This window comes from Alteromonas sp. 4NS20-0143 (assembly GCF_057542855.1).
On sequence record NZ_BAAJLR010000013.1, the window covers coordinates 15,086 to 33,029 of the forward strand.

The following is a 17,944-nucleotide window of genomic DNA, read 5'->3' on the forward strand; positions in this document are numbered from 1 at the left end:
TGTAAAAAAGCCCGCGTCGCGGGCTTTTTTTATGGTGTATGAGTTGTGCCAACTGGTATTAATTCAGTGTCAACAAGGCGCGGTCTTGTCGAGGTAAATAATAGTGACGCTTATCAAGAGAGAAAGCCACAGAGGTGGCCCTGCCTTGTATTTCAGAGGTAGGAAATAGTCCATAGTAGCGAGAATCCATGCTGTTATCTCTATTGTCTCCCATGGCCAATATGTAGCCTTTTGGTATCGTCACTGGGCGAAATGAGGATGCAGGGTTTTCAATCGAGTGGTGAGTGACGCCGTCGCTATCAATGTAATCACGGTTTGTCAGTGCAATAGTGCGAGAGTCATCTAGAAGCGCCTCTTGATAAAAGGGGGCAGTAAGTGGCGTGATAAAGGCTGATTCACCGTTTATAAAAAGACGGTTGTGGCGAAGTTCAACAGTGTCGCCCGCCACGGCAACCGCACGTTTAACCAATCGATTCTGTGCTGCACTGCTATTAATAATCACAATATCGCCACGCTCTACGTCGCCAGTATTGGCAATGACAATGTCACTAAAAGGCAATTCTAGGGTGTAAGCTGTTTTATCTACCACTATTCTGTCGCCTACTTGAATTGTCGGTTCCATCGAGCCTGATGGCACATGATACCAGTCGGCCATACTGCTTCTGAATGAAAACATAAGGACGATAAAAAGAATAAAAGGAAGATTTTCTTTAATCAGGTTTTTTGCGTTTGGCAAAGCCTTGTCTTTTTTCAAGAGGGTATCCATCTAAAGTGTATGGTGTGCTTAGTTAGATATCTAAAAAACAAAATGTTCATTATCAAGATGTAAAAGAGTGTGTCAGCACAAAAAAGCCCATCGTTGTGACGGGCCTAATGGATTAACGTATCCGCGTAAAAGTTATGTTAGCTTTTAAGACTTACAAAGGGATTGGGTCACAAACTCTGTAACTGTATTTTCTTCTCTGGCCTTGATAGAAATCTTTTAACTTACAAGTTGAGCCGCTCTCGCCTTGGTGTAATGGAAAACCCTCATTTTCATCAACTGGAGAATCAGACTCAATATCTGTGGAGGTCATAGCGACAATGCCCAAAGCCGCAGCTTGTTCAAAGCGCTTTTCAATGCACGCGTTATCAATGAGCAGTGGCTTGTTGTTGCCTCTTAGTGATGAAAGGCTATAACCTGCTACTCTTGAAGCACCTTCGTTTATTTCAAAGCTCGCTATAACCGTATCATTGGTATCGTATCCAACAACGTCTACCGAAAAAACCAGTCGGTCAAAAATTGATGAAGGCCGTTCAGACTCACTGAAATTTAGTATATAGGATTCAGTCCTCGGATTGCCTATCGCAACTTGTGCCTCTGTTCTGGCATCACTTAATTTATTCGGATCCAAAAGTGTGGCTAAAGCCGTATTTGTTGGGCACGCAGAGTCCCTTGGTGTATTTCCTTTTGCTGTTAGCTTACTTTTTTCCGCAGTTGTTAACCCGTCATTTGCGCTTGCGCCGAATGTTGAACTCGCCGTGCCAGATGCTTCTTCGATTGAGGCATTAAGATCTTCGTGAAACTGTACAAGTATTCTGTATGCTTCTTGTGCATCCGAACTCAATGTCAAACGATCGGCTTTAATAGCCCATGGTGCTTGCAGCTGTTGATAAACATTGTATCGATACGCATTGCCTGTGGACTCATCTATCACAGTGACTTCTTTATTACGAGAGTGGCATTGAATATTACTATCAAAATGAGGGGAACATACAAGAGTATTTGCTTGGTTCGTTGCAATTTTGATTGCAAATTCCAGCGCAGATGATTCGGTGGAACACGTTGCGCAAAGATGCGCATTATTCGCGGCGACGTGACTTGAAAACGCAATAGCAGTGGTAATCAAGCATCCAAGTATACGTTTCATCATTCACTCCTTGTCATTGTTTACAGCAACCTACTCATTCAGGTTCTGTTTTATCATAACAAGGTTTTTATCCGCTCACAATTCGTGCACTTTAACACCCTTATACTCACAAAAAAGCCCATCGTTATGATGGGCCTTTTGTGTAAATAAGCACTTATCTACGAGCTTTTTTAGCAGCTTATTTAAAAAGAAGCGTTTAGAAGTTACTTATGACGCTCTTGTAATACGCTCAGCGCATCGTTTAGCGACATATCGCTGGCTTGTAACAGCACGGTGAGGTGATACAACAAATCAGCAGCTTCGTTTTTAAGTTCTTCTTTGTCGTGAACTGTTGCGGCTAACGCAGTCTCAACGCCTTCTTCACCCACTTTTTGCGCAATGCGTTTAATGCCTTTGTTATAAAGGCTGGCAGTGTAGCTGCTTTTAGGATCGGCAGTTTTACGTGATGCCAAAACGCGCTCTAGGTCGGCTAAAAACGTAAACGCAGGCGTACTGCCTTCAAACCAGCAACTTTCTACACCAGTGTGACAAGTCGGGCCGTTCGGGTTAGCTAATACTAGCAGTGAATCGCTATCGCAATCACACGCAACACTCACCAAATCTAACGTGTTACCCGATACTTCCCCTTTCATCCACAAACGCTGTTTAGAGCGGCTGAAGAATGTTACTTTGCCACTTTCTAAAGTTTTGGCCAGTGCGTCTTGGTCCATATAGCCTTGCATTAACACTTTGCCAGATAATGCATCTTGCACAATCGCAGGTAAAAGATTATCCATCTTTTCCCAGGCTAGAGTATTGCTGTTGCTACTTGTAATGATCATGGATTAATTCCTTCTGCTTGCGCTGTTAAGCCATGACGCTTGCGCATAGGGACGCCGTTGGCAGTTAACTCTGCTTTCAACTCGTCTATATTAATAATGTTCTTATGAAATACTGAAGCGGCAAGGGCCCCATCGACGTCAGCTTGCTGAAACACGTCGGTAAAGTGTGCAATTTCGCCTGCACCACCTGATGCTATTAACGGCACTTCGCACGCATCTCTTACCGCTTTAAGCTGTTTAACGTCGTAACCATTGCGCACGCCGTCTTGATTCATGCAGTTAAGCACGATTTCACCAGCACCACGAGACTGCACTTCTTTTATCCAGTCTATGGTTTGCCACTGACTTTTTTGAGTGCGGCTTTCATCACCAGTAAACTTGTACACTTCATATTGATTAGTGGCTTCGTTGTAAAAGCTATCAATACCGATAACCACGCATTGCTGACCATAAACGTCGTGTAACGCGTTTATCAAATCAGGGTTATTGAGGGCAGGGGAGTTAATGGAGATTTTGTCCGCGCCCATTTCCAGAATGCGCCCAGCATCTTCAATACTCTTGATGCCGCCAGCAACACAAAACGGAATATCAATTACCTGCGCAATACGGCTTACCCAGCTTTTATCAACAACGCGAGCATCAGAGCTTGCCGTAATATCATAAAAGACCAGTTCGTCAGCGCCTGCCTTTGCGTATTGCTCAGCAAGTGGAACAATATCACCAATTATTTCATGGTTTCTAAATTGAACCCCTTTTACTACCTTGCCGTCGCGAACGTCTAAACAAGGAATTATGCGTTTTGCCAGCATGCGATAGCCTCCTTCACGGTGAACTTACCTTCGAGTAAGGCGCGACCTAAAATAACGCCATCAACCTTGGTTGGCTTTAAAACGGCAATGTCATTAAGGCTTCCAATACCACCAGAGGCCTGCCATTTCACATTAGGAAACTGAGCTGCCATTTCTTCATACAGCGCTTTGTTCGCGCCTTGTAAGGTACCGTCACGGCTTATGTCTGTGCACAACACGTGTTTAGCACCCACAGTAGCGAAATCGTCTAACAGCCCCTCAAGGGCAACGCCTGAGTTTTCTTGCCAGCCATGGGTGGCAATCAGTTTTTCGCCGCTTTCGCTTATGTTTATATCTAAGGCAAGTACGATATGTTCTGGTCCGTATTTCTCAACCCAAGACTTCACTAGCTCAGGTTGTTTAACGGCAAGAGAGCCAATCACCACACGACTTACGCCTGTCTCAAGTAACTGTGCTACCTCTTCTTCAGAGCGAATTCCGCCACCAGCCTGAAACTTCATGCGCTTGGTGTCTACCATAGATTTAATCAATGACAGTTGGCGCTTGCTCGTATCTTTTGCACCCGTTAAGTCAACAATATGCAGCCACGTAGCGCCTTGGTCAGCATAGTCGTGTACCACCTCTACAGGGTCTAATTCGTATTGTGTCTTTTGCTCGTAATCGCCTTGGTAAAGACGAACCACGTGTCCGTCAATAAGATCAATTGCTGGAATTATCATTATAAGTTCACAAAGTTGGTAAGAAGTTGTGCGCCAGCCTCGCCGGAGCGCTCTGGGTGAAACTGCACGCCATAAAAGTTGTTTTTATTGATGGCCGCAGAAAATGTGCCGCCGTAATCACAACGGGCAAGGGTATGAGCATAATCAGGCACGGCAAAGCTGTGTACAAAGTAAAAGTAGGTGTCTTGAGGAATGCCTTTGAACAATTCGTCATCACCGTGCTGTACAGTATTCCAGCCCATGTGAGGTAAACGCAAACCGTTCGCCTCCATGCGTGCTACGTGCCCAGGCATGAGTGAAAGACACGGAATATCACCGCTTGTATTATTCATTCCACCTTCAGCACTGCTATCTACCATTAACTGCATGCCTAAACACACGCCTAATACAGGTTGAGTGAGAGACTGTAGTGTTGCAACAAGTTCTTTTTGTTTAATACTCGCCATTGCAGCAGAAGCGGTTCCCACGCCAGGCAAAAACACTTTATCTGCGGCGGTGATAACGCTTTTATTATCAGACACTTCTACCTCTACGCCTAAACGCTCTAATGCAAATCGCACAGAAGAGATGTTGGCGCAGCCAGTATTTACAATAACTATTCTCTGTCGTTGGTGTGTGTTTACCACAGACATTACAGCGCTCCCTTACTGCTTGGCAGTGCGTCGCCTTTTAATGCAATTGCTTGACGCAGCGCGCGACCAAATACTTTAAATAAGCTTTCAACCTGATGGTGCGCATTACCTTCACTTGTCGATAAGTGTAAAGATAGGCCCATACTTTGCGCTAAAGAATAGAAAAAGTGTGGCACCATTTCTGTGGCCATTTCACCCACTTGGTCACGGCTAAACTCCGCTTCAAATTTAAGGTGAGGGCGGTTTGATATATCCATTATGCATTCTGCGCGACACTCATCCATAGGCAATGCAAAGCCAAAGCGACCAATACCGCGTTTGTCTCCTAGCGCTTTCTTAAGGGCTTCACCAATTGCTAGCGCGGTATCTTCAACGCTGTGGTGATCGTCGATGTGCAAATCGCCATCTACAGACACATTAAGCTGAAAGCCACCGTGAACGGCAATTTGATCAAGCATATGATCGAAAAAGCCAAGCCCCGTGTGAATAGCCGACTTCTCTTGAGAGTCTAAATCTACACGCACTCTAATATCGGTTTCAGACGTAGTACGAACCACTTCTGCGATACGAGACGAAGCAAGAATAGTCTTTTGAACTGTGTTCCAGTCAAGGTTGTCGCGGTTGTATTGCAGTGCCTTAATACCCATATTTTCAGCAAGCTGAACGTCGGTCATTCTATCGCCAATCACATAGGAACGCGTAAAGTCTACCTTGCCTTGTTGAAGGTAGTCTTTAACCATACCAAGCTTGGGTTTACGGCAGGTGCAGTTGTCTTCATCAAAATGTGGGCAAATAAGCACGTCGTCAAAGGTAACCCCTTGGCTTTCAAAAATGCCCATCATGGCATTATGCGCCACGTCAAAGTCTTGTTGAGGGAAGCTGTCAGTACCTAAACCGTCTTGGTTAGTTACCATTACCAGCTTAAACCCTGCTGCTTTGAGTTTTAACAGTACCGGTATAACGTTTGGCTCGAAGACCAGTTTTTCTAAACTGTCTAATTGCTTATCTACAGGCGGTTCTTCGACAAGAGTGCCGTCGCGGTCTATAAATAGTATGGCTTGCTGACTCATGCCCCGTCCTCATTTATAAAATCATTTATTAATTGCATTAATCGTAAATTTTGTTCTTCGCTACCAATGCTCACTCGTAGGCAGTTGGTGAGATTAAGCTGTTTAGACTGGTCGCGAATGAGCATTCCTTTCGATACCAAGTACTGCATTAGCGCTGCAGACTTTGCATATCTAAACAAGATGAAGTTTGCCTTTCTGTCACCAATGAGGTGAATGCCGTCAATTTCTGACAGCGCAGTGGCAAGCATCTCTTTCTCGCGATTAATCGTGTCTACCTGCAGTTGTAAAAGCGTTAACGATTCTGTCGACAGTGCCTTTCCTGCAATTTGAGCAACCGGCTCTGGAATAGGGTACGGCGCTATGACTTTCAGCAGTGCCTGAATAACAGGCTCTTGGGCTAAGGTAAAACCACAGCGAAGCCCTGCTAACGCAAAAGCCTTCGACAATGTGCGCAGTATAACAAGGTTAGGGTAGGCCTCGATGTCATTTGCCCAGGTATTGTCGGCATCAAACTCAATATAGGCCTCGTCTACTACCACTAACGCTTTATCTGCAAAGTGAGTTAACACTTTTTTGATGTCATCTCGAGCAACCTGCGTACCGGTTGGGTTGTTAGGCGCGCAAATAAACACAACATTGACGTCGTCGGTAGCGCAAACGCCATCCACGTCTAAGCTAAAGTCTTCGTTAAGCGGTACTTTTTTCACACCCACATTGCAGGTTTCAGCGCTTATTGCGTACATACCATAGGTAGGGGGACAAATAAGAATATTGTCTTTACCTGGCGTACAAAATGTTCGAATGAGTAGCTCAATACCTTCATCGGCGCCGCGCGTAACAATAAGGTTGCTACTATCGACACCCGCGTAAGTGGCATAACCATTCACTACCTTGCTTGGCTGGCATGAAGGGTAGCGATTAAAATTGCTGCTATCTACAGCATAATCGTTAGCATAGGGCGACTCATTTGCGTTCAACCAATCCTGCCCGCCAGAAAACAAACGTCGGGCAGACTCGTACGGCTTAAGGGGCACTAAATTTTCATTAATCAGCGTATCTACTAAGCGGGACATTAGGCGTTGCTCCCATTACTGACATCAACGGCATTAGACGTGCCGTTTATGCCAAGCTTGTTCATACGAAGCGCCACGGCCTGCTCGTGAGCATCTAACCCTTCTGCGTTAGCTAGGGTCATGATTGCGGGCCCAAGATTGCGCATGCCATCGGCTGACAACTCTTGAATCGTGTAGCGGCGCATAAAGTCTAACAAACCTAAACTTGAGTAGTTTTTCGCATAGCCATAGGTAGGCAATACGTGGTTGGTGCCTGATGCATAATCCCCTGCTGATTCAGGTGACCACGGGCCAAGAAAAATAGAACCGGCGTACTTTATTTTTGGCAAATAGCTTCGGGCATCTTCAATTTGAACAATTAAGTGTTCCGCCGCATAAGCATTGCTTGCTTCTATTGCTTCGTCTATGGAACTGGCCAGAATATAACGCGCGTTTTCCATAGCCGGTCTGGCTATTTCAGCGCGAGACAAAGTGGCAAGCTGTCGTTCAACAGCGGCTTTCGCTGCGTCGATTAATTCACTGCTATCACTGACTAAAATTGCCTGTGAGTCTGGACCGTGTTCGGCCTGTGAGAGTAAATCGGCAGCAACAAATTCAGCGTCAGCAAATTTATCTGCCAGCACCAAGACCTCGGAAGGACCCGCCGGCATATCGATAGCTGCACCATCAGCACGTTGACTCACTTGCTGTTTAGCTTCGGTAACAAAGCTGTTTCCAGGGCCAAAAATTTTATCAACCTGTGGAATACTTTCAGTGCCTAATGCCATTGCTGCGACGGCCTGAGCGCCTCCGCATAAAAATATTTTGTCAATGCCACACTTGCGAGCAGCATAGGCAATTTCAGGTGCAATGCGCTGCTGTTTATTGGGGGGAGTACATAAGAGCTTGCGCTCACACCCGGCCACAAGCGCAGGCACACCAAGCATCAATACGGTAGATGGCAAAGGTGCACTGCCGCCTGGAATATATAAACCAACGGCATCTAAAGCAGTAAAGCGAAGCTCACACTGCACCCCAGGTGTTGTTGTCAGCGCAATATCAGAAGGTATCTGCGCTTCGTGGAACTGCTTAATATTGTCAAAAGCGGTATCAATAGCGTTGGCTACTTCCACACTTACCTTCGAGGCCAATTCATCAATGTCGCTTTGCGAAAGCACTAGCGACTGTAAATCAGGGCAATCAAATTTGCGGGTGTAATCTAAAACCGCACTGTCGCCTTTGGCCTCAACGTTAGCGATAATCTCGCTAACGGTTAGTTTCAGTTGCTGGCTATTGGCCATAGCCGGGCGCGAGAGCGCCTGTTTTTTCTCATCATTAGAAAGAGATGACCAAGTAATCATAATAGTCTGCCTTTAGCCCATCATTTTTTCGATTGGCATTACAAGAATAGAGCTACAACCAAGGGCTTTTAATTTTTCCATGGTTTCCCAGAATAAGGTTTCTGTTGATACTACATGGATAGCCACTTGCTCTTCATTGCCTGCAAGAGGAAGTACAGTTGGGTTTTCAGCGCCTGGCAACAAGCTCTTCACTTGCTCTAAATACGCTTTTGGTGCGTGAAGCATGATGTACTTACTTTCTTTAGCTAACAGAACACCGTCTACACGAGGCATCATACGATTGATCAATGCTTGTTTCTCATCGCTAATATCGCCGCCAACGCGCTTAATCAATACCGCTTTAGAGCGGAAGATTTCTTCTTTTTCAACTAACCCATTGGCTTCTAACGTTGCGCCAGTAGACACCAGATCACAAATGGCGTCTGCAACCCCAGCGCGAGGAGCAACTTCTACAGAACCGGTTAGCATGACGGCTTTTGCGTTAATGCCCTGTTCTTTGAAATAACGTTCAAGAAGGTAAGGATAGGTTGTTGCCACTTCTTTGCCGTTAAGCGATTGAACACCATCGTAATCCATCTCATTAGGTACCGCGATGGATAAGCGACAGCCACCATAGTCTAGACGACGAAGAGTTTCGTATTCAAAAGGCTTTCCTGCAGCTTTTCGCTCAAGAGACTTTTCTTCTAACTCGTTCTCGCCAATAAAGCCTAAGTCAACCACACCGTCCATGACTAAGCCCGGAATATCGTCATCACGCACGCGCAGTAAATCAATAGGTTCGTTTGTAGAATGCGCAATCAGCAGACGATCACGAATATTGAGTTTTATGCCGATTGCCTTTAATAGTGCAATGCTGTCATCGCTCAAGCGGCCTGATTTCTGTACGGCAATTCGAAGTCTTTTGCTGTTACTCATTAAAACGTTCCTTACACATGTTGTGTTTACTTGTGATTGCGCAAAACATAAAAAACCCCCGGAAGTTTCCTTCCGAGGGCCGAGAATTTTTTATCTGCGCCATTGGAAGGAGACATAGACCTTCCAGCACGAACCTGAAAGGTTATGCTATGTGGTGATGGTGGTGTTTTGCAGCGCAATTGATCATTTTGAAAAAATATGTCCTGAAATTTAACGAGCGAAACATTAGCGGTTTGAGGCGAAATTTGCAAGGCTAAAGTGAACTCTTTGGCTGCAATACGTACAAATTAATAGGCATATAGTAAAACTTTTTGATCTGAGCGAAAGTAAACCTTTTTAAGCTGTGCTTAAATGGTTTTTATCTTGAAACAGATATGCCTTTATTCGGCGAGGCTTTTAATAGTGGAAGATTCTGTTAGTTACAGAGTTTATCGATTTATTGGGTTAAGGTTTAAATAGGCGAAGACACAGCGGAGATACAATTATTATGAGCAACGACCTACTATTTCCCATTTTACCGCGCAACACGAAGATTGTGATTGAAGAAGACAAGCGTGTAAAAAAAGTAAAAAAATCAAAAAAATCTGAGCACCTCTCTGAAGAGGATAGCAACCAGTTTGATGAAGTAAATCGCGCCGACGCGTTAGAGTACGCAACCAAGCACAGACACGAAACTAATAAGAAAGACGGCGACGATAATAACGAAGGGGGGTTAAAGCATATCGACGTAGACGTTTGATAACCGGCAAACCCATTATTTGTCTGCCGCTCATCAAACGTTCTAATACCACTGATTAGTTAAGTGTTTTGTCTACCCAAAACTTTGTACCTTTAACGGTAGCTTGCAGCGCCAATCCGCTTTCTGTCATGGTATACACAGTTACATCACCTAAATAACCTTCACCCTCAGCAGATGCGCCTTTGTTTCCAGCCTTAGCCGCTGCGTCGGCATTTGTACCTAATGTCCAGCCATTCTCAATAAAGTACGACATGGCTTTTTGCGAGTGGAAAACCATGACAACGCGATAGTCTTTAGCGCCTAAACCAAAGCCCACGCCTCCTTCAGCCATGTTCATATAGGTTTTATTACCCGTTGCGTTGTTGTTTACCACGCCGTAACCCGTTCCTGCGGCAAAAAAGATAACGTTCACATTAGCATTGGTAAAAACCGCATATCCCGCAGCATTTTGTAACTGTGAGCGCGTGTCGGGCTTTTCGCTGTAAAGACGGGTTAATGCATTTTGCTGCATGTCCAAAATAGCCTGTCTTTTTTCAGCAACACTTCCGTCTCCCATTGAGGCACAAGCGCCAAGCATAAAAATTGCGGCGAAAATCCATGCGTAAGAAGCTAACCATTTGAATTTCATATTTTTCTCCATAACATATTCGTCTTGTTTATTACTGGGTGAAAACGGGAAATGTCTTCAACTTATTGGTGAACAGCACTATCAAAATCATTTTTCATTTATCTACACGTGTTCTATGCATTTACTCTGCCAGCTAATAGCTTGTCGAAATTCATGTTCACTGTGCTTTCGAGTTCAATGAATAGAATTAGTTGCACTATTTGAAAATAAACGCTGCCAGTTGAAAATAAACGCTGCCAGAGTGTCACGGCTGATGTCGTTAAAAAGTAGGTGGTGTCGCTTTATAGATGGTAAATACGATAGAAGGTAAATAATAAGAACTGGCTGCAGAGAAACTGCATAAGTGGCGCGCAGTATAAGCGTCGTGGTGTTGGTCTAATGTAAAAGGATGAAATAAGTGTAAAAGGATGAAATAAGCTGAGCGCAAATCGTTGGGTTTAATAAACCGTTGTGTTGACGAAATGCCTCAGCTTAGTTTTTACGATAACGCTTACGTAAAAGCTAACGTTAAAATTAGCGTTAAAGTTAACGTTAAAATTACCGTTCTAGCGAATTAAAAGCTAAATGTGCGAGAAATAGAAAATACAACTCGCTCATCAGCGGTGTCATAATCCAGATTGGTATTTTCCGCCGCCACTTCTATAGCAAAGTTTTGATAACTGGTTTGATATGCAAGGCGATAGTGGTAATACGATGTTCCATCATCTTGCCATAGCCACTTGTCACCATCTAAAGAGTTAGACACATCGAAACTTGCCCGCAGGTTATGGTTTGGTGCAAGCTCAAAGGTATGTGCCACCATTGCAATAGCATGTCCGCCACCGGTACCAAAATAGTCCCAGCTATACCAAAAGTTAAGCTCTGAGTTACCGTAGTCGTTGGCCATACCAAACTTGGTATATACCTCAGGGTAGTTACCGGCACTGGAGTTATCACCCCCGTGATAGGAGTAATACGCGATGCCGTAGTCTATGCTAACGGCATCGGTCAGCGTGAGATATCGCCCTACGTAAAAATCCCATTCCACGTTAGTGTCGCCACCAAAATCTACATTAGATGCCCATGTTCCTGCATAAGCGCCGTTGGCAAAGGCTTTGTCTAAACCTCCCTGAATGGCCGGATCGTTTTGTGTCTGGCTTACGCCATTAAAAGTATAATCAGACACGCCAGATATATTGGCACTCCAATTTGCAAATGAAGGCGTGGCGAAAAGCGCTGCTAGTGCAGCAAAAAATGATACTACTATTTTCATATTATTAGTTTACGTTCTCTATTTTTGTGAAATCGATTTTGTTTTCTTTAGGCGATGTTGTGATTGTGGTCACCGACTTGAACCGCTTGCTCATAATGAACGCGAAGCAACCAAAGAAAAGGGCTATAACCAGTGCGCCTACCCATTGAATTTGCAAAAAGTTGAGCTTAAACAACAGGGTAAGTAGAGACAAAGCCAGCACATTCAGCGCGATATAATTTGTCTTACCCAAACGCGCCACCGTAATGTTGAGGTTGTCGGTATAAAGCCGTATGAGTGAGTCAAGCGAGTTGATAACAAATACAACACCCACAAACACCATGGCCATATTAACTAAGCCGTCCGTTGGAATGCCCGCACTGTGATAGTGATAAAGCACGGCGAACCAAGCACCAATTGGAATGGATGGAAATATCAGCATTGCCAATAGCACCTGATAGGTACGAAGCCCACCCACAAAGCGCGAAGTGAACTGGCCAATCATAATGCTCCAAGCAAACCACCAAAATAGATAGAACTCGTGATACTCATTTATTGGCAAAACAAAGTGATGCAAATTCGCAAAGTATCCGCCAATTAAACCCATGTTGGTCATGTACTGAGTTAATTCGCCTTCACCGAAGATAAATGCGCTTGCCCACATTCCTACAATGAGTGCAATAAATACCCATGTGGTGGTTATGCTTAAGATGCGAACGTATTTAATGTTGGTGCTTGAATAAACAGCAAACGCAATGGAAGCAAAAACAATAAGATAGAACTCTGGTACCAGTGACTCTCCGTCACCTAGCATGGGTAAATACCATGGCAAATTCGACAATAGTAGGAACGCAGTAAATGCGCAGGTGCCAATAATCACCACGTTATTTATAAACTTGACCACAGGGATTTCGAAGAATTTGACCTTCGGCTCTACTACGCAGAAATAAAAACAAGTTAAAAAGTAAAACGCCCAAATGAAGAAACCCCAAAACCCAAACTCAATGGCGAGTGGATTGGTGAGTGCATATTCAGGACTTGCGCTTATGTCAGCATAGCCAGCGAACTCGGTAAGCGGAAACATGATCAGTCCCACATCGAGCCCAGAGGTAAAAAGAATGGCAATAAAGGTAAAAGTTTTGACCGGAGTTACTCCCACTACCTTCATATTGCCCCATTTAAAGACAATATAGGCCACTGAAAGTAAGGTGAATAGAATGCCTGCACTAAGCCATGCCGTCATTGTCACCCTCCCAATACTGATAAAAATGTAACATCTGTTTTCCTTTTTTTAGTTATCAAGGGCTCACATCAAATACGCACTAACCGTGCACGTTTAACCTTGTGAGCGCGTTGCGATAAAATATTCGCAAGCGGTTACAAACAGAGATTCAACACACGCTATTAGCGCTGGGCATGCTGCCAGTTCGAATTCATGTGAACCTGTGCGTTGCCGCGAGGTAGCGGTTCTTTGCCTAAAATTATGTCGGCGGCTTTCTCTGCCACCATAATGGTAGGAGCGTTAAGGTTACCGTTTGGAATGGTCGGAAATATGGAAGAGTCAACAACACGAAGGCCACTGATGCCATGTACTTCTGTGTTTGAATTAACTACCGCCATATCGTCCTCACCCATTTTGCAAGAACAGGATGGGTGATAGGCGCTTTCTACTGCTTGTCGTACAAACGCATCAATTTGCTCGTCTGTTTGAACATGTTCGCCAGGCTGAATTTCGCCATCGCTAAATGCCTCAAAAGCAGGCTGCGAGATAATCTCTCGGGTTAGCCTCACGCAAGCGCGGAACCCTTCTATATCATCTTGATGCTCTAAATAATTAAAGCGAATTTTTGGAGCAACGGTAGGGTCGCTTGACACTACCGACACACTGCCACGGCTTTTCGGTTTGTTGTGGCCAACATGAACCTGAAACCCGTCGCCATCAAAGGCTGATTTGCCGTCATATCGTATTGCTGCTGGCAAGAAGTGATACTGAATGTCTGGCCATTCGACGCCTGCTTTAGAGCGAATAAATGCACATGATTCAAAATGGTTTGTAGCGCCAAGTCCTGTGCGATTCACTAACCACTGAGCGCCAATCATGCCTTTAGATATAACATCTAGCTTGCGATTAAGAGTGATAGGCTTTTTGCACTTATACTGAAAGTAAAACTCAAGATGATCTTGTAAATTCTTTCCTACACCAGGTAAGTGATGAAGCGTATCTATACCTGCATTACTCAGCACTTCAGTATCACCAATGCCTGATAGCTGTAAAATATGCGGTGAACCAATTGAGCCCGCGCTTAAAATAACCTCTTCAGCGCACGATGCTATTTGGGTTTCGCCTTTCACACGGTACTCAACACCTTTTGCAACTTTGTTGTCCAGTATTACCTTAGTCACAAGGGCGCCGGTGACTATGGTTAGATTGGTGCGAAATTTAATCGGGTCGAGATACTCGCGGCTTGTTGAGCTTCTGACTCCGCCTTTTACCGTCATATGCATTGGACCGAAGCCTTCTTGCTGCTGGCCATTATAGTCGCTGGTGATATCGTACCCGGCTTGCTCTCCGGCTTTAACGAACGCGCCATAAAGCGGGTTCTTCATTTCATTACCGTTATTTACGCCAATGTTGCCAGTGTCGCCACGATATGTGTCGGTGCCTTTGTACCAGGTTTCCGCTTTTTGAAAGTAGGGTAGGCACGACTGATAATCCCAATCTTTAGCGCCGTGTTGTTCCCATTCGTCAAAATCCTTCGCGTGGCCACGCACATACACCATGCCGTTAATGGATGACGAACCACCCAACACCTTGCCGCGAGGGCAGTGCATTTCGCGATTGTCTAAATAAGGCTCTTGTTCTGTTTGAAACTGCCACGCGTACTTTTCAGTATTCATGGGAATTGAGAGCGCCGTGGGCATTTTTATAAAGATGCTTTTGTCAGAACCACCGGTTTCTAAAAGCAAAACCTTGTTCGTGGGGTTTGCAGATAGTCTGTTCGCCAGCACGCAACCGGCCGAGCCAGCACCAACAATAATATAATCATACATAGTCATAGCGGCTCCTAAAACGGGCTTTCAATGTCAGTCATACCCACATAGACAGACTTGGTCTGCGTGTAGCTATTAAGTGTTTCAACGCCGTTTTCACGACCTACACCCGACTGTTTATAACCACCTACTGGCATTTCAGCGGGTGAATTTCCGTAGCTATTAATCCAACATATTCCGGCTTTTAGCTGGTGGATAACACGGTGAGCCCGCTGAATGTTTTGGCTAAACACACCTGCGGCAAGGCCTAGAACGGTATCGTTTGCACGAGAAATAACCTCTTGCTCATCATCAAACACAAGTACACTCATCACTGGCCCAAAAATCTCTTCTTTCACGATAGTCATGTCGTCCGTACAGTCTGTAAATACTGTGGGCGCGACAAAAAAGCCATTGGGTGCTGATTCAGGAGATAAGGTGTGACCGCCAGTTAATAGGGTCGCACCTTCTTGTTTACCTTTTTCGATGTAACTTAGCACCAGGTTGCGATGATTTTCTGAGATTAACGCGCCTAAGTTCACCTCTGGATCGAGGGGATCACCGGCAATGATGTTGCTATTGGTACGTGAAACAAGTTCATCGATAAACGATTGATACACCGAACGGTGCACAAAAACGCGGGTGCAGTTAGTGCATACTTCACCTTGGGTATAAAAGTTACCAAGCATAGCTGCACTCACCGCTTGGCTTACATTGGCATCGTCAAAAACAATAAGGGGTGACTTGCCGCCAAGTTCCATCGTGACATCTTTAAGGTTAGAGGCAGCGCTTTGCATTACTTTTTTGCCCGTGCCCACCTCGCCGGTAAACGACACCTTCTCAATATCAGGGTTGGTTGTCAGCCACTGCCCAACTTCTGCAGCGCCCTGTACAACATTAAAGACACCATCGGGTACGCCGGCTTCAGTAAATATTTCGGCTAACTTAATGGCACCAAGAGGCGTTTCTTCAGATGGTTTGAAAATACATGCGTTGCCAGCGGCTAGGGCAGGGCCAGACTTCCAGCATGCAATTTGAAGAGGGTAGTTCCACGCACCGATACCCGCGCAAATACCAAGCGCCTCTTTACGGGTGTAGAAAAAATCGCTGCCTACCTGCTGCTGCGTGCCTAACTGAGTGGGAGCAAGGCCTGCAAAATACTCGATTACATCGGCACCTGTTTCAACATCAACGCAATTTGCCTCTTGAATAGGTTTTCCGGTATCAAGCACTTCTACTGTTGCTAATTCATCGTTTCGTTCACGCAATAACGCCACGGCTTTGTTTAAAATACGGGTGCGCTCGATAGGCGTCATAGTCGACCATTTCTCAAACCCGGCTTTTGCGCTTTCAATAGCCTGCTTCTGCACAAACTCATCAGCAACTTCAACGTGGTATATCACTTTACCTGTTGCTGGATTAGTAACAGAAAACGTTTCTCTGCTTTTATTCGCGAGAGCTTTACCGTGAATGTAATTCTGATAAGTAGGTAATGACATTGATAAGTTCCTAAAGTTGCTGGTTAACCATTGTGAACAGTCGCTGACAGACAGTGCTTCAATTGAAAAAAACTACTGCATAACACTACGGGGCACTTCTTACCTAAGCGTATGAAAGTCCGTCGATTTACTATTTTCAGCGGCCATTTAAACCCATGTTAAACGACGTATTTTATTTTGATTGACCATTCAATAAAGAATAAATTGTATAGTGTTCTAACTATTGATTCAAGTTGGTGTGCTGGTTTTTGTCCGTGAAACGTGTGATTTCTCAATGCTTTTTAATATGTAACTTTTTGTATTTTATTGTTTTTATCATGGTTTGGTTAGTGCGTGAACTTTATTTATATAAACTGAAATGCACATAAAATACTTAGTGCTAACAGTATTTTTAATGTTGAATTTACCTTCGCACTCCCTTCGCACTTTGCCTCTTTAAAATAGTAGGCTCAACTACTGACATAGTAAGGGCGCGTTGCGACTTTTAATCGTGGTAACATATTAGTAGGTAACATATTTACAGTTAGCTTATTGGTAATAGCTTAACTGCAGTAACGCAGTTAAGGTCATTACAAGTAGTCATTGGATAAATATTTGGAGTTCTAGCATGCCCAAGGTGGGAATGGAGCCGGTTCGCAAAAAGCAATTAATTGAAGCGACATTAGAAGTGATGACAGAGGTTGGCTATCACGGGACAACGATTAGCTTAATTAGCAAAAAAGCGGGATTGTCATCGGGGATCGTGAGCCATTACTTTGGAGACAAGCAGGGGCTTATAGAAGCGACGATGCGGCATCTATTGGAAGCGCTGAAAATAACCACCCATATTGCCGACCCGCTAGAGCGGATAGACTTTATTATTGAAAATAACTTTTCGCAAACACAGGGCGCAAGTTCGGCGACAAATACGTGGTTTAACTTTTGGGCGCTGTCATTGCACAATAAAGGCTTGCACAGGTTACAGTGCATTAACCACAGGCGCCTTGAAAGTAATTTAGCGTACAGTTATCGACAGCTTTTACCGCCCAATGAAGCAAAAAACGCAGCAGCGTCAACCGCTGCGCTTATCGATGGCTATTGGCTGCGTTATTCCATGGGAAGCGTTGGCAACGGCAACTTCGAAGAGCCGGTAGTGAGAATTAAGCAATACGTAAGAGACACTATCAATCTCTTTGCTGGCTGAAGGCCTAATCGGTAAACCATCGGCAATAAAAAAGAACCTTAACGGTTCTCTATAATTCAATTTCCAGCTCTAGTGCGCCTGGGTGATCGGTCTGGCCAACCATTTCTTCATAGGGTGTATTTTGTCTTAGCCACACGTGTTCAAAAGATTGTGTGTCGAAATGCTCCCTTATTTCATTCAAACAATGAAATGTCTTTGGTTGCGAACTCTTGTCCCTTACAAGTGCACGGGATGCTCCGACACCGGTAGATGCAAGATAGTTACCGCCTTCTAGTGATTCAATGTACAAGTTCATAGCTGAATTTCTCCTTAACGTTACCTAATGTTTAGTCGAAATATTTGAAA

18 protein-coding genes and 1 other annotated feature are annotated in these 17,944 nt (G+C 44.5%); of the genes, 2 read left to right on the forward strand and 16 right to left on the reverse strand.

Translation table 11 applies throughout. The features are described 5' to 3' along the window. Window positions 1–58 precede the first annotated feature (58 nt). The 10 genes from lepB to hisG all read right to left on the reverse strand — a co-directional run bounded on the left by lepB (window position 59) and on the right by hisG (window position 9,289). Window positions 59–754 carry a signal peptidase I gene (gene lepB, locus AC27HD_RS17845; protein ID WP_487107551.1) on the reverse strand — a complete coding sequence of 232 codons (696 nt, stop codon included), beginning with the start codon at window positions 752–754 and terminating at the stop codon, window positions 59–61. A gap of 163 nt (window positions 755–917) precedes the next feature. Further along, window positions 918–1,913: a hypothetical protein gene (locus AC27HD_RS17850; protein ID WP_487107553.1), complete on the reverse strand. Its 996-nt coding sequence runs from the start codon at window positions 1,911–1,913 to the stop codon at window positions 918–920. 200 nt (window positions 1,914–2,113) lie between these two features. After that, window positions 2,114–2,731 carry a bifunctional phosphoribosyl-AMP cyclohydrolase/phosphoribosyl-ATP diphosphatase HisIE gene (hisIE, locus tag AC27HD_RS17855; RefSeq protein WP_334031994.1) on the reverse strand — a complete coding sequence of 206 codons (618 nt, stop codon included), beginning with the start codon at window positions 2,729–2,731 and terminating at the stop codon, window positions 2,114–2,116. Continuing rightward, complete coding sequence (gene hisF / locus AC27HD_RS17860) at window positions 2,728–3,540, reverse strand: imidazole glycerol phosphate synthase subunit HisF (RefSeq protein WP_487107555.1); 813 nt, start codon at window positions 3,538–3,540, stop codon at window positions 2,728–2,730. The genes hisIE and hisF overlap by 4 nt, the downstream gene beginning before the upstream one ends. Next, window positions 3,522–4,259: a 1-(5-phosphoribosyl)-5-[(5-phosphoribosylamino)methylideneamino]imidazole-4-carboxamide isomerase gene (hisA, locus tag AC27HD_RS17865; protein ID WP_487107557.1), complete on the reverse strand. Its 738-nt coding sequence runs from the start codon at window positions 4,257–4,259 to the stop codon at window positions 3,522–3,524. The genes hisF and hisA overlap by 19 nt, the downstream gene beginning before the upstream one ends. Continuing rightward, on the reverse strand, window positions 4,259–4,891 hold the full coding sequence (hisH, locus tag AC27HD_RS17870) for an imidazole glycerol phosphate synthase subunit HisH (protein WP_487107559.1): 633 nt from the start codon (window positions 4,889–4,891) through the stop codon (window positions 4,259–4,261). Before hisH ends, hisA begins: the two co-directional genes overlap by 1 nt. Further along, on the reverse strand, window positions 4,891–5,961 hold the full coding sequence (gene hisB, locus AC27HD_RS17875) for a bifunctional histidinol-phosphatase/imidazoleglycerol-phosphate dehydratase HisB (protein ID WP_487107561.1): 1,071 nt from the start codon (window positions 5,959–5,961) through the stop codon (window positions 4,891–4,893). Before hisB ends, hisH begins: the two co-directional genes overlap by 1 nt. Beyond that, window positions 5,958–7,034, reverse strand: coding sequence for a histidinol-phosphate transaminase (gene hisC / locus AC27HD_RS17880; RefSeq protein WP_487107563.1), 1,077 nt, complete (start codon window positions 7,032–7,034; stop codon window positions 5,958–5,960). The genes hisB and hisC overlap by 4 nt, the downstream gene beginning before the upstream one ends. Continuing rightward, window positions 7,034–8,374 carry a histidinol dehydrogenase gene (gene hisD / locus AC27HD_RS17885; RefSeq protein WP_487107565.1) on the reverse strand — a complete coding sequence of 447 codons (1,341 nt, stop codon included), beginning with the start codon at window positions 8,372–8,374 and terminating at the stop codon, window positions 7,034–7,036. Before hisD ends, hisC begins: the two co-directional genes overlap by 1 nt. 12 nt (window positions 8,375–8,386) lie before the next feature. Then, the gene (gene hisG / locus AC27HD_RS17890; protein WP_487107567.1) at window positions 8,387–9,289 is read right to left on the reverse strand and encodes an ATP phosphoribosyltransferase; all 903 of its coding nucleotides are present in this window, start codon (window positions 9,287–9,289) and stop codon (window positions 8,387–8,389) included. Window positions 9,290–9,336: 47 nt separating this feature from the next. Then, window positions 9,337–9,456, reverse strand: a sequence feature (His leader region). A gap of 320 nt (window positions 9,457–9,776) precedes the next feature. Here hisG and AC27HD_RS17895 point away from each other — a divergent pair. Further along, a complete protein-coding gene (locus tag AC27HD_RS17895; RefSeq protein ID WP_487107569.1) occupies window positions 9,777–10,028 on the forward strand; it encodes a hypothetical protein in 252 nt (83 codons plus the stop codon). Window positions 10,029–10,083: 55 nt separating this feature from the next. Here AC27HD_RS17895 and AC27HD_RS17900 read toward each other — a convergent pair whose 3' ends face one another. The 5 genes from AC27HD_RS17900 to betB all read right to left on the reverse strand — a co-directional run bounded on the left by AC27HD_RS17900 (window position 10,084) and on the right by betB (window position 16,416). Then, the gene (locus AC27HD_RS17900) at window positions 10,084–10,656 is read right to left on the reverse strand and encodes a lipid-binding SYLF domain-containing protein (protein ID WP_487107570.1); all 573 of its coding nucleotides are present in this window, start codon (window positions 10,654–10,656) and stop codon (window positions 10,084–10,086) included. Window positions 10,657–11,209: 553 nt separating this feature from the next. Then, on the reverse strand, window positions 11,210–11,908 hold the full coding sequence (locus tag AC27HD_RS17905) for a TorF family putative porin (protein ID WP_487107572.1): 699 nt from the start codon (window positions 11,906–11,908) through the stop codon (window positions 11,210–11,212). A 4-nt stretch (window positions 11,909–11,912) separates the two neighbouring features. Continuing rightward, window positions 11,913–13,130 carry a BCCT family transporter gene (locus tag AC27HD_RS17910; protein ID WP_487107574.1) on the reverse strand — a complete coding sequence of 406 codons (1,218 nt, stop codon included), beginning with the start codon at window positions 13,128–13,130 and terminating at the stop codon, window positions 11,913–11,915. Window positions 13,131–13,291: 161 nt separating this feature from the next. Continuing rightward, the gene (gene betA, locus AC27HD_RS17915; RefSeq protein ID WP_487107576.1) at window positions 13,292–14,944 is read right to left on the reverse strand and encodes a choline dehydrogenase; all 1,653 of its coding nucleotides are present in this window, start codon (window positions 14,942–14,944) and stop codon (window positions 13,292–13,294) included. A gap of 8 nt (window positions 14,945–14,952) precedes the next feature. Beyond that, entirely contained in the window at window positions 14,953–16,416 is a 1,464-nt protein-coding gene (gene betB, locus AC27HD_RS17920; RefSeq protein WP_487107578.1) for a betaine-aldehyde dehydrogenase, read from the reverse strand. Between the two features lie 607 nt (window positions 16,417–17,023). Between betB and betI the strand changes: the two genes are divergently transcribed. After that, complete coding sequence (gene betI / locus AC27HD_RS17925) at window positions 17,024–17,599, forward strand: transcriptional regulator BetI (protein WP_235207824.1); 576 nt, start codon at window positions 17,024–17,026, stop codon at window positions 17,597–17,599. Between the two features lie 49 nt (window positions 17,600–17,648). Here the strand turns inward: betI and AC27HD_RS17930 are convergent, their stop codons facing one another. Then, window positions 17,649–17,894, reverse strand: coding sequence for a DUF6482 family protein (locus tag AC27HD_RS17930; protein ID WP_032095937.1), 246 nt, complete (start codon window positions 17,892–17,894; stop codon window positions 17,649–17,651). Window positions 17,895–17,944 lie beyond the last annotated feature (50 nt).

What these genes read in the sequence shown, in the direction of transcription:
- hisIE (WP_334031994.1), bottom strand. Translation starts at nt 2,731, where the DNA reads ATGATCATTACAAGTAGCAACAGCAATACTCTAGCCTGGGAAAAGATG.
- AC27HD_RS17850 (WP_487107553.1), bottom strand. Translation starts at nt 1,913, where the DNA reads ATGATGAAACGTATACTTGGATGCTTGATTACCACTGCTATTGCGTTT.
- betA (WP_487107576.1), bottom strand. Translation starts at nt 14,944, where the DNA reads ATGACTATGTATGATTATATTATTGTTGGTGCTGGCTCGGCCGGTTGC.
- AC27HD_RS17900 (WP_487107570.1), bottom strand. Translation starts at nt 10,656, where the DNA reads ATGAAATTCAAATGGTTAGCTTCTTACGCATGGATTTTCGCCGCAATT.
- hisB (WP_487107561.1), bottom strand. Translation starts at nt 5,961, where the DNA reads ATGAGTCAGCAAGCCATACTATTTATAGACCGCGACGGCACTCTTGTC.
- betI (WP_235207824.1), top strand. Translation starts at nt 17,024, where the DNA reads ATGCCCAAGGTGGGAATGGAGCCGGTTCGCAAAAAGCAATTAATTGAA.
- betB (WP_487107578.1), bottom strand. Translation starts at nt 16,416, where the DNA reads ATGTCATTACCTACTTATCAGAATTACATTCACGGTAAAGCTCTCGCG.
- hisC (WP_487107563.1), bottom strand. Translation starts at nt 7,034, where the DNA reads ATGTCCCGCTTAGTAGATACGCTGATTAATGAAAATTTAGTGCCCCTT.
- AC27HD_RS17905 (WP_487107572.1), bottom strand. Translation starts at nt 11,908, where the DNA reads ATGAAAATAGTAGTATCATTTTTTGCTGCACTAGCAGCGCTTTTCGCC.
- AC27HD_RS17910 (WP_487107574.1), bottom strand. Translation starts at nt 13,130, where the DNA reads ATGACGGCATGGCTTAGTGCAGGCATTCTATTCACCTTACTTTCAGTG.
- AC27HD_RS17930 (WP_032095937.1), bottom strand. Translation starts at nt 17,894, where the DNA reads ATGAACTTGTACATTGAATCACTAGAAGGCGGTAACTATCTTGCATCT.
- hisD (WP_487107565.1), bottom strand. Translation starts at nt 8,374, where the DNA reads ATGATTACTTGGTCATCTCTTTCTAATGATGAGAAAAAACAGGCGCTC.
- hisA (WP_487107557.1), bottom strand. Translation starts at nt 4,259, where the DNA reads ATGATAATTCCAGCAATTGATCTTATTGACGGACACGTGGTTCGTCTT.
- AC27HD_RS17895 (WP_487107569.1), top strand. Translation starts at nt 9,777, where the DNA reads ATGAGCAACGACCTACTATTTCCCATTTTACCGCGCAACACGAAGATT.
- hisH (WP_487107559.1), bottom strand. Translation starts at nt 4,891, where the DNA reads ATGTCTGTGGTAAACACACACCAACGACAGAGAATAGTTATTGTAAAT.
- hisF (WP_487107555.1), bottom strand. Translation starts at nt 3,540, where the DNA reads ATGCTGGCAAAACGCATAATTCCTTGTTTAGACGTTCGCGACGGCAAG.
- hisG (WP_487107567.1), bottom strand. Translation starts at nt 9,289, where the DNA reads ATGAGTAACAGCAAAAGACTTCGAATTGCCGTACAGAAATCAGGCCGC.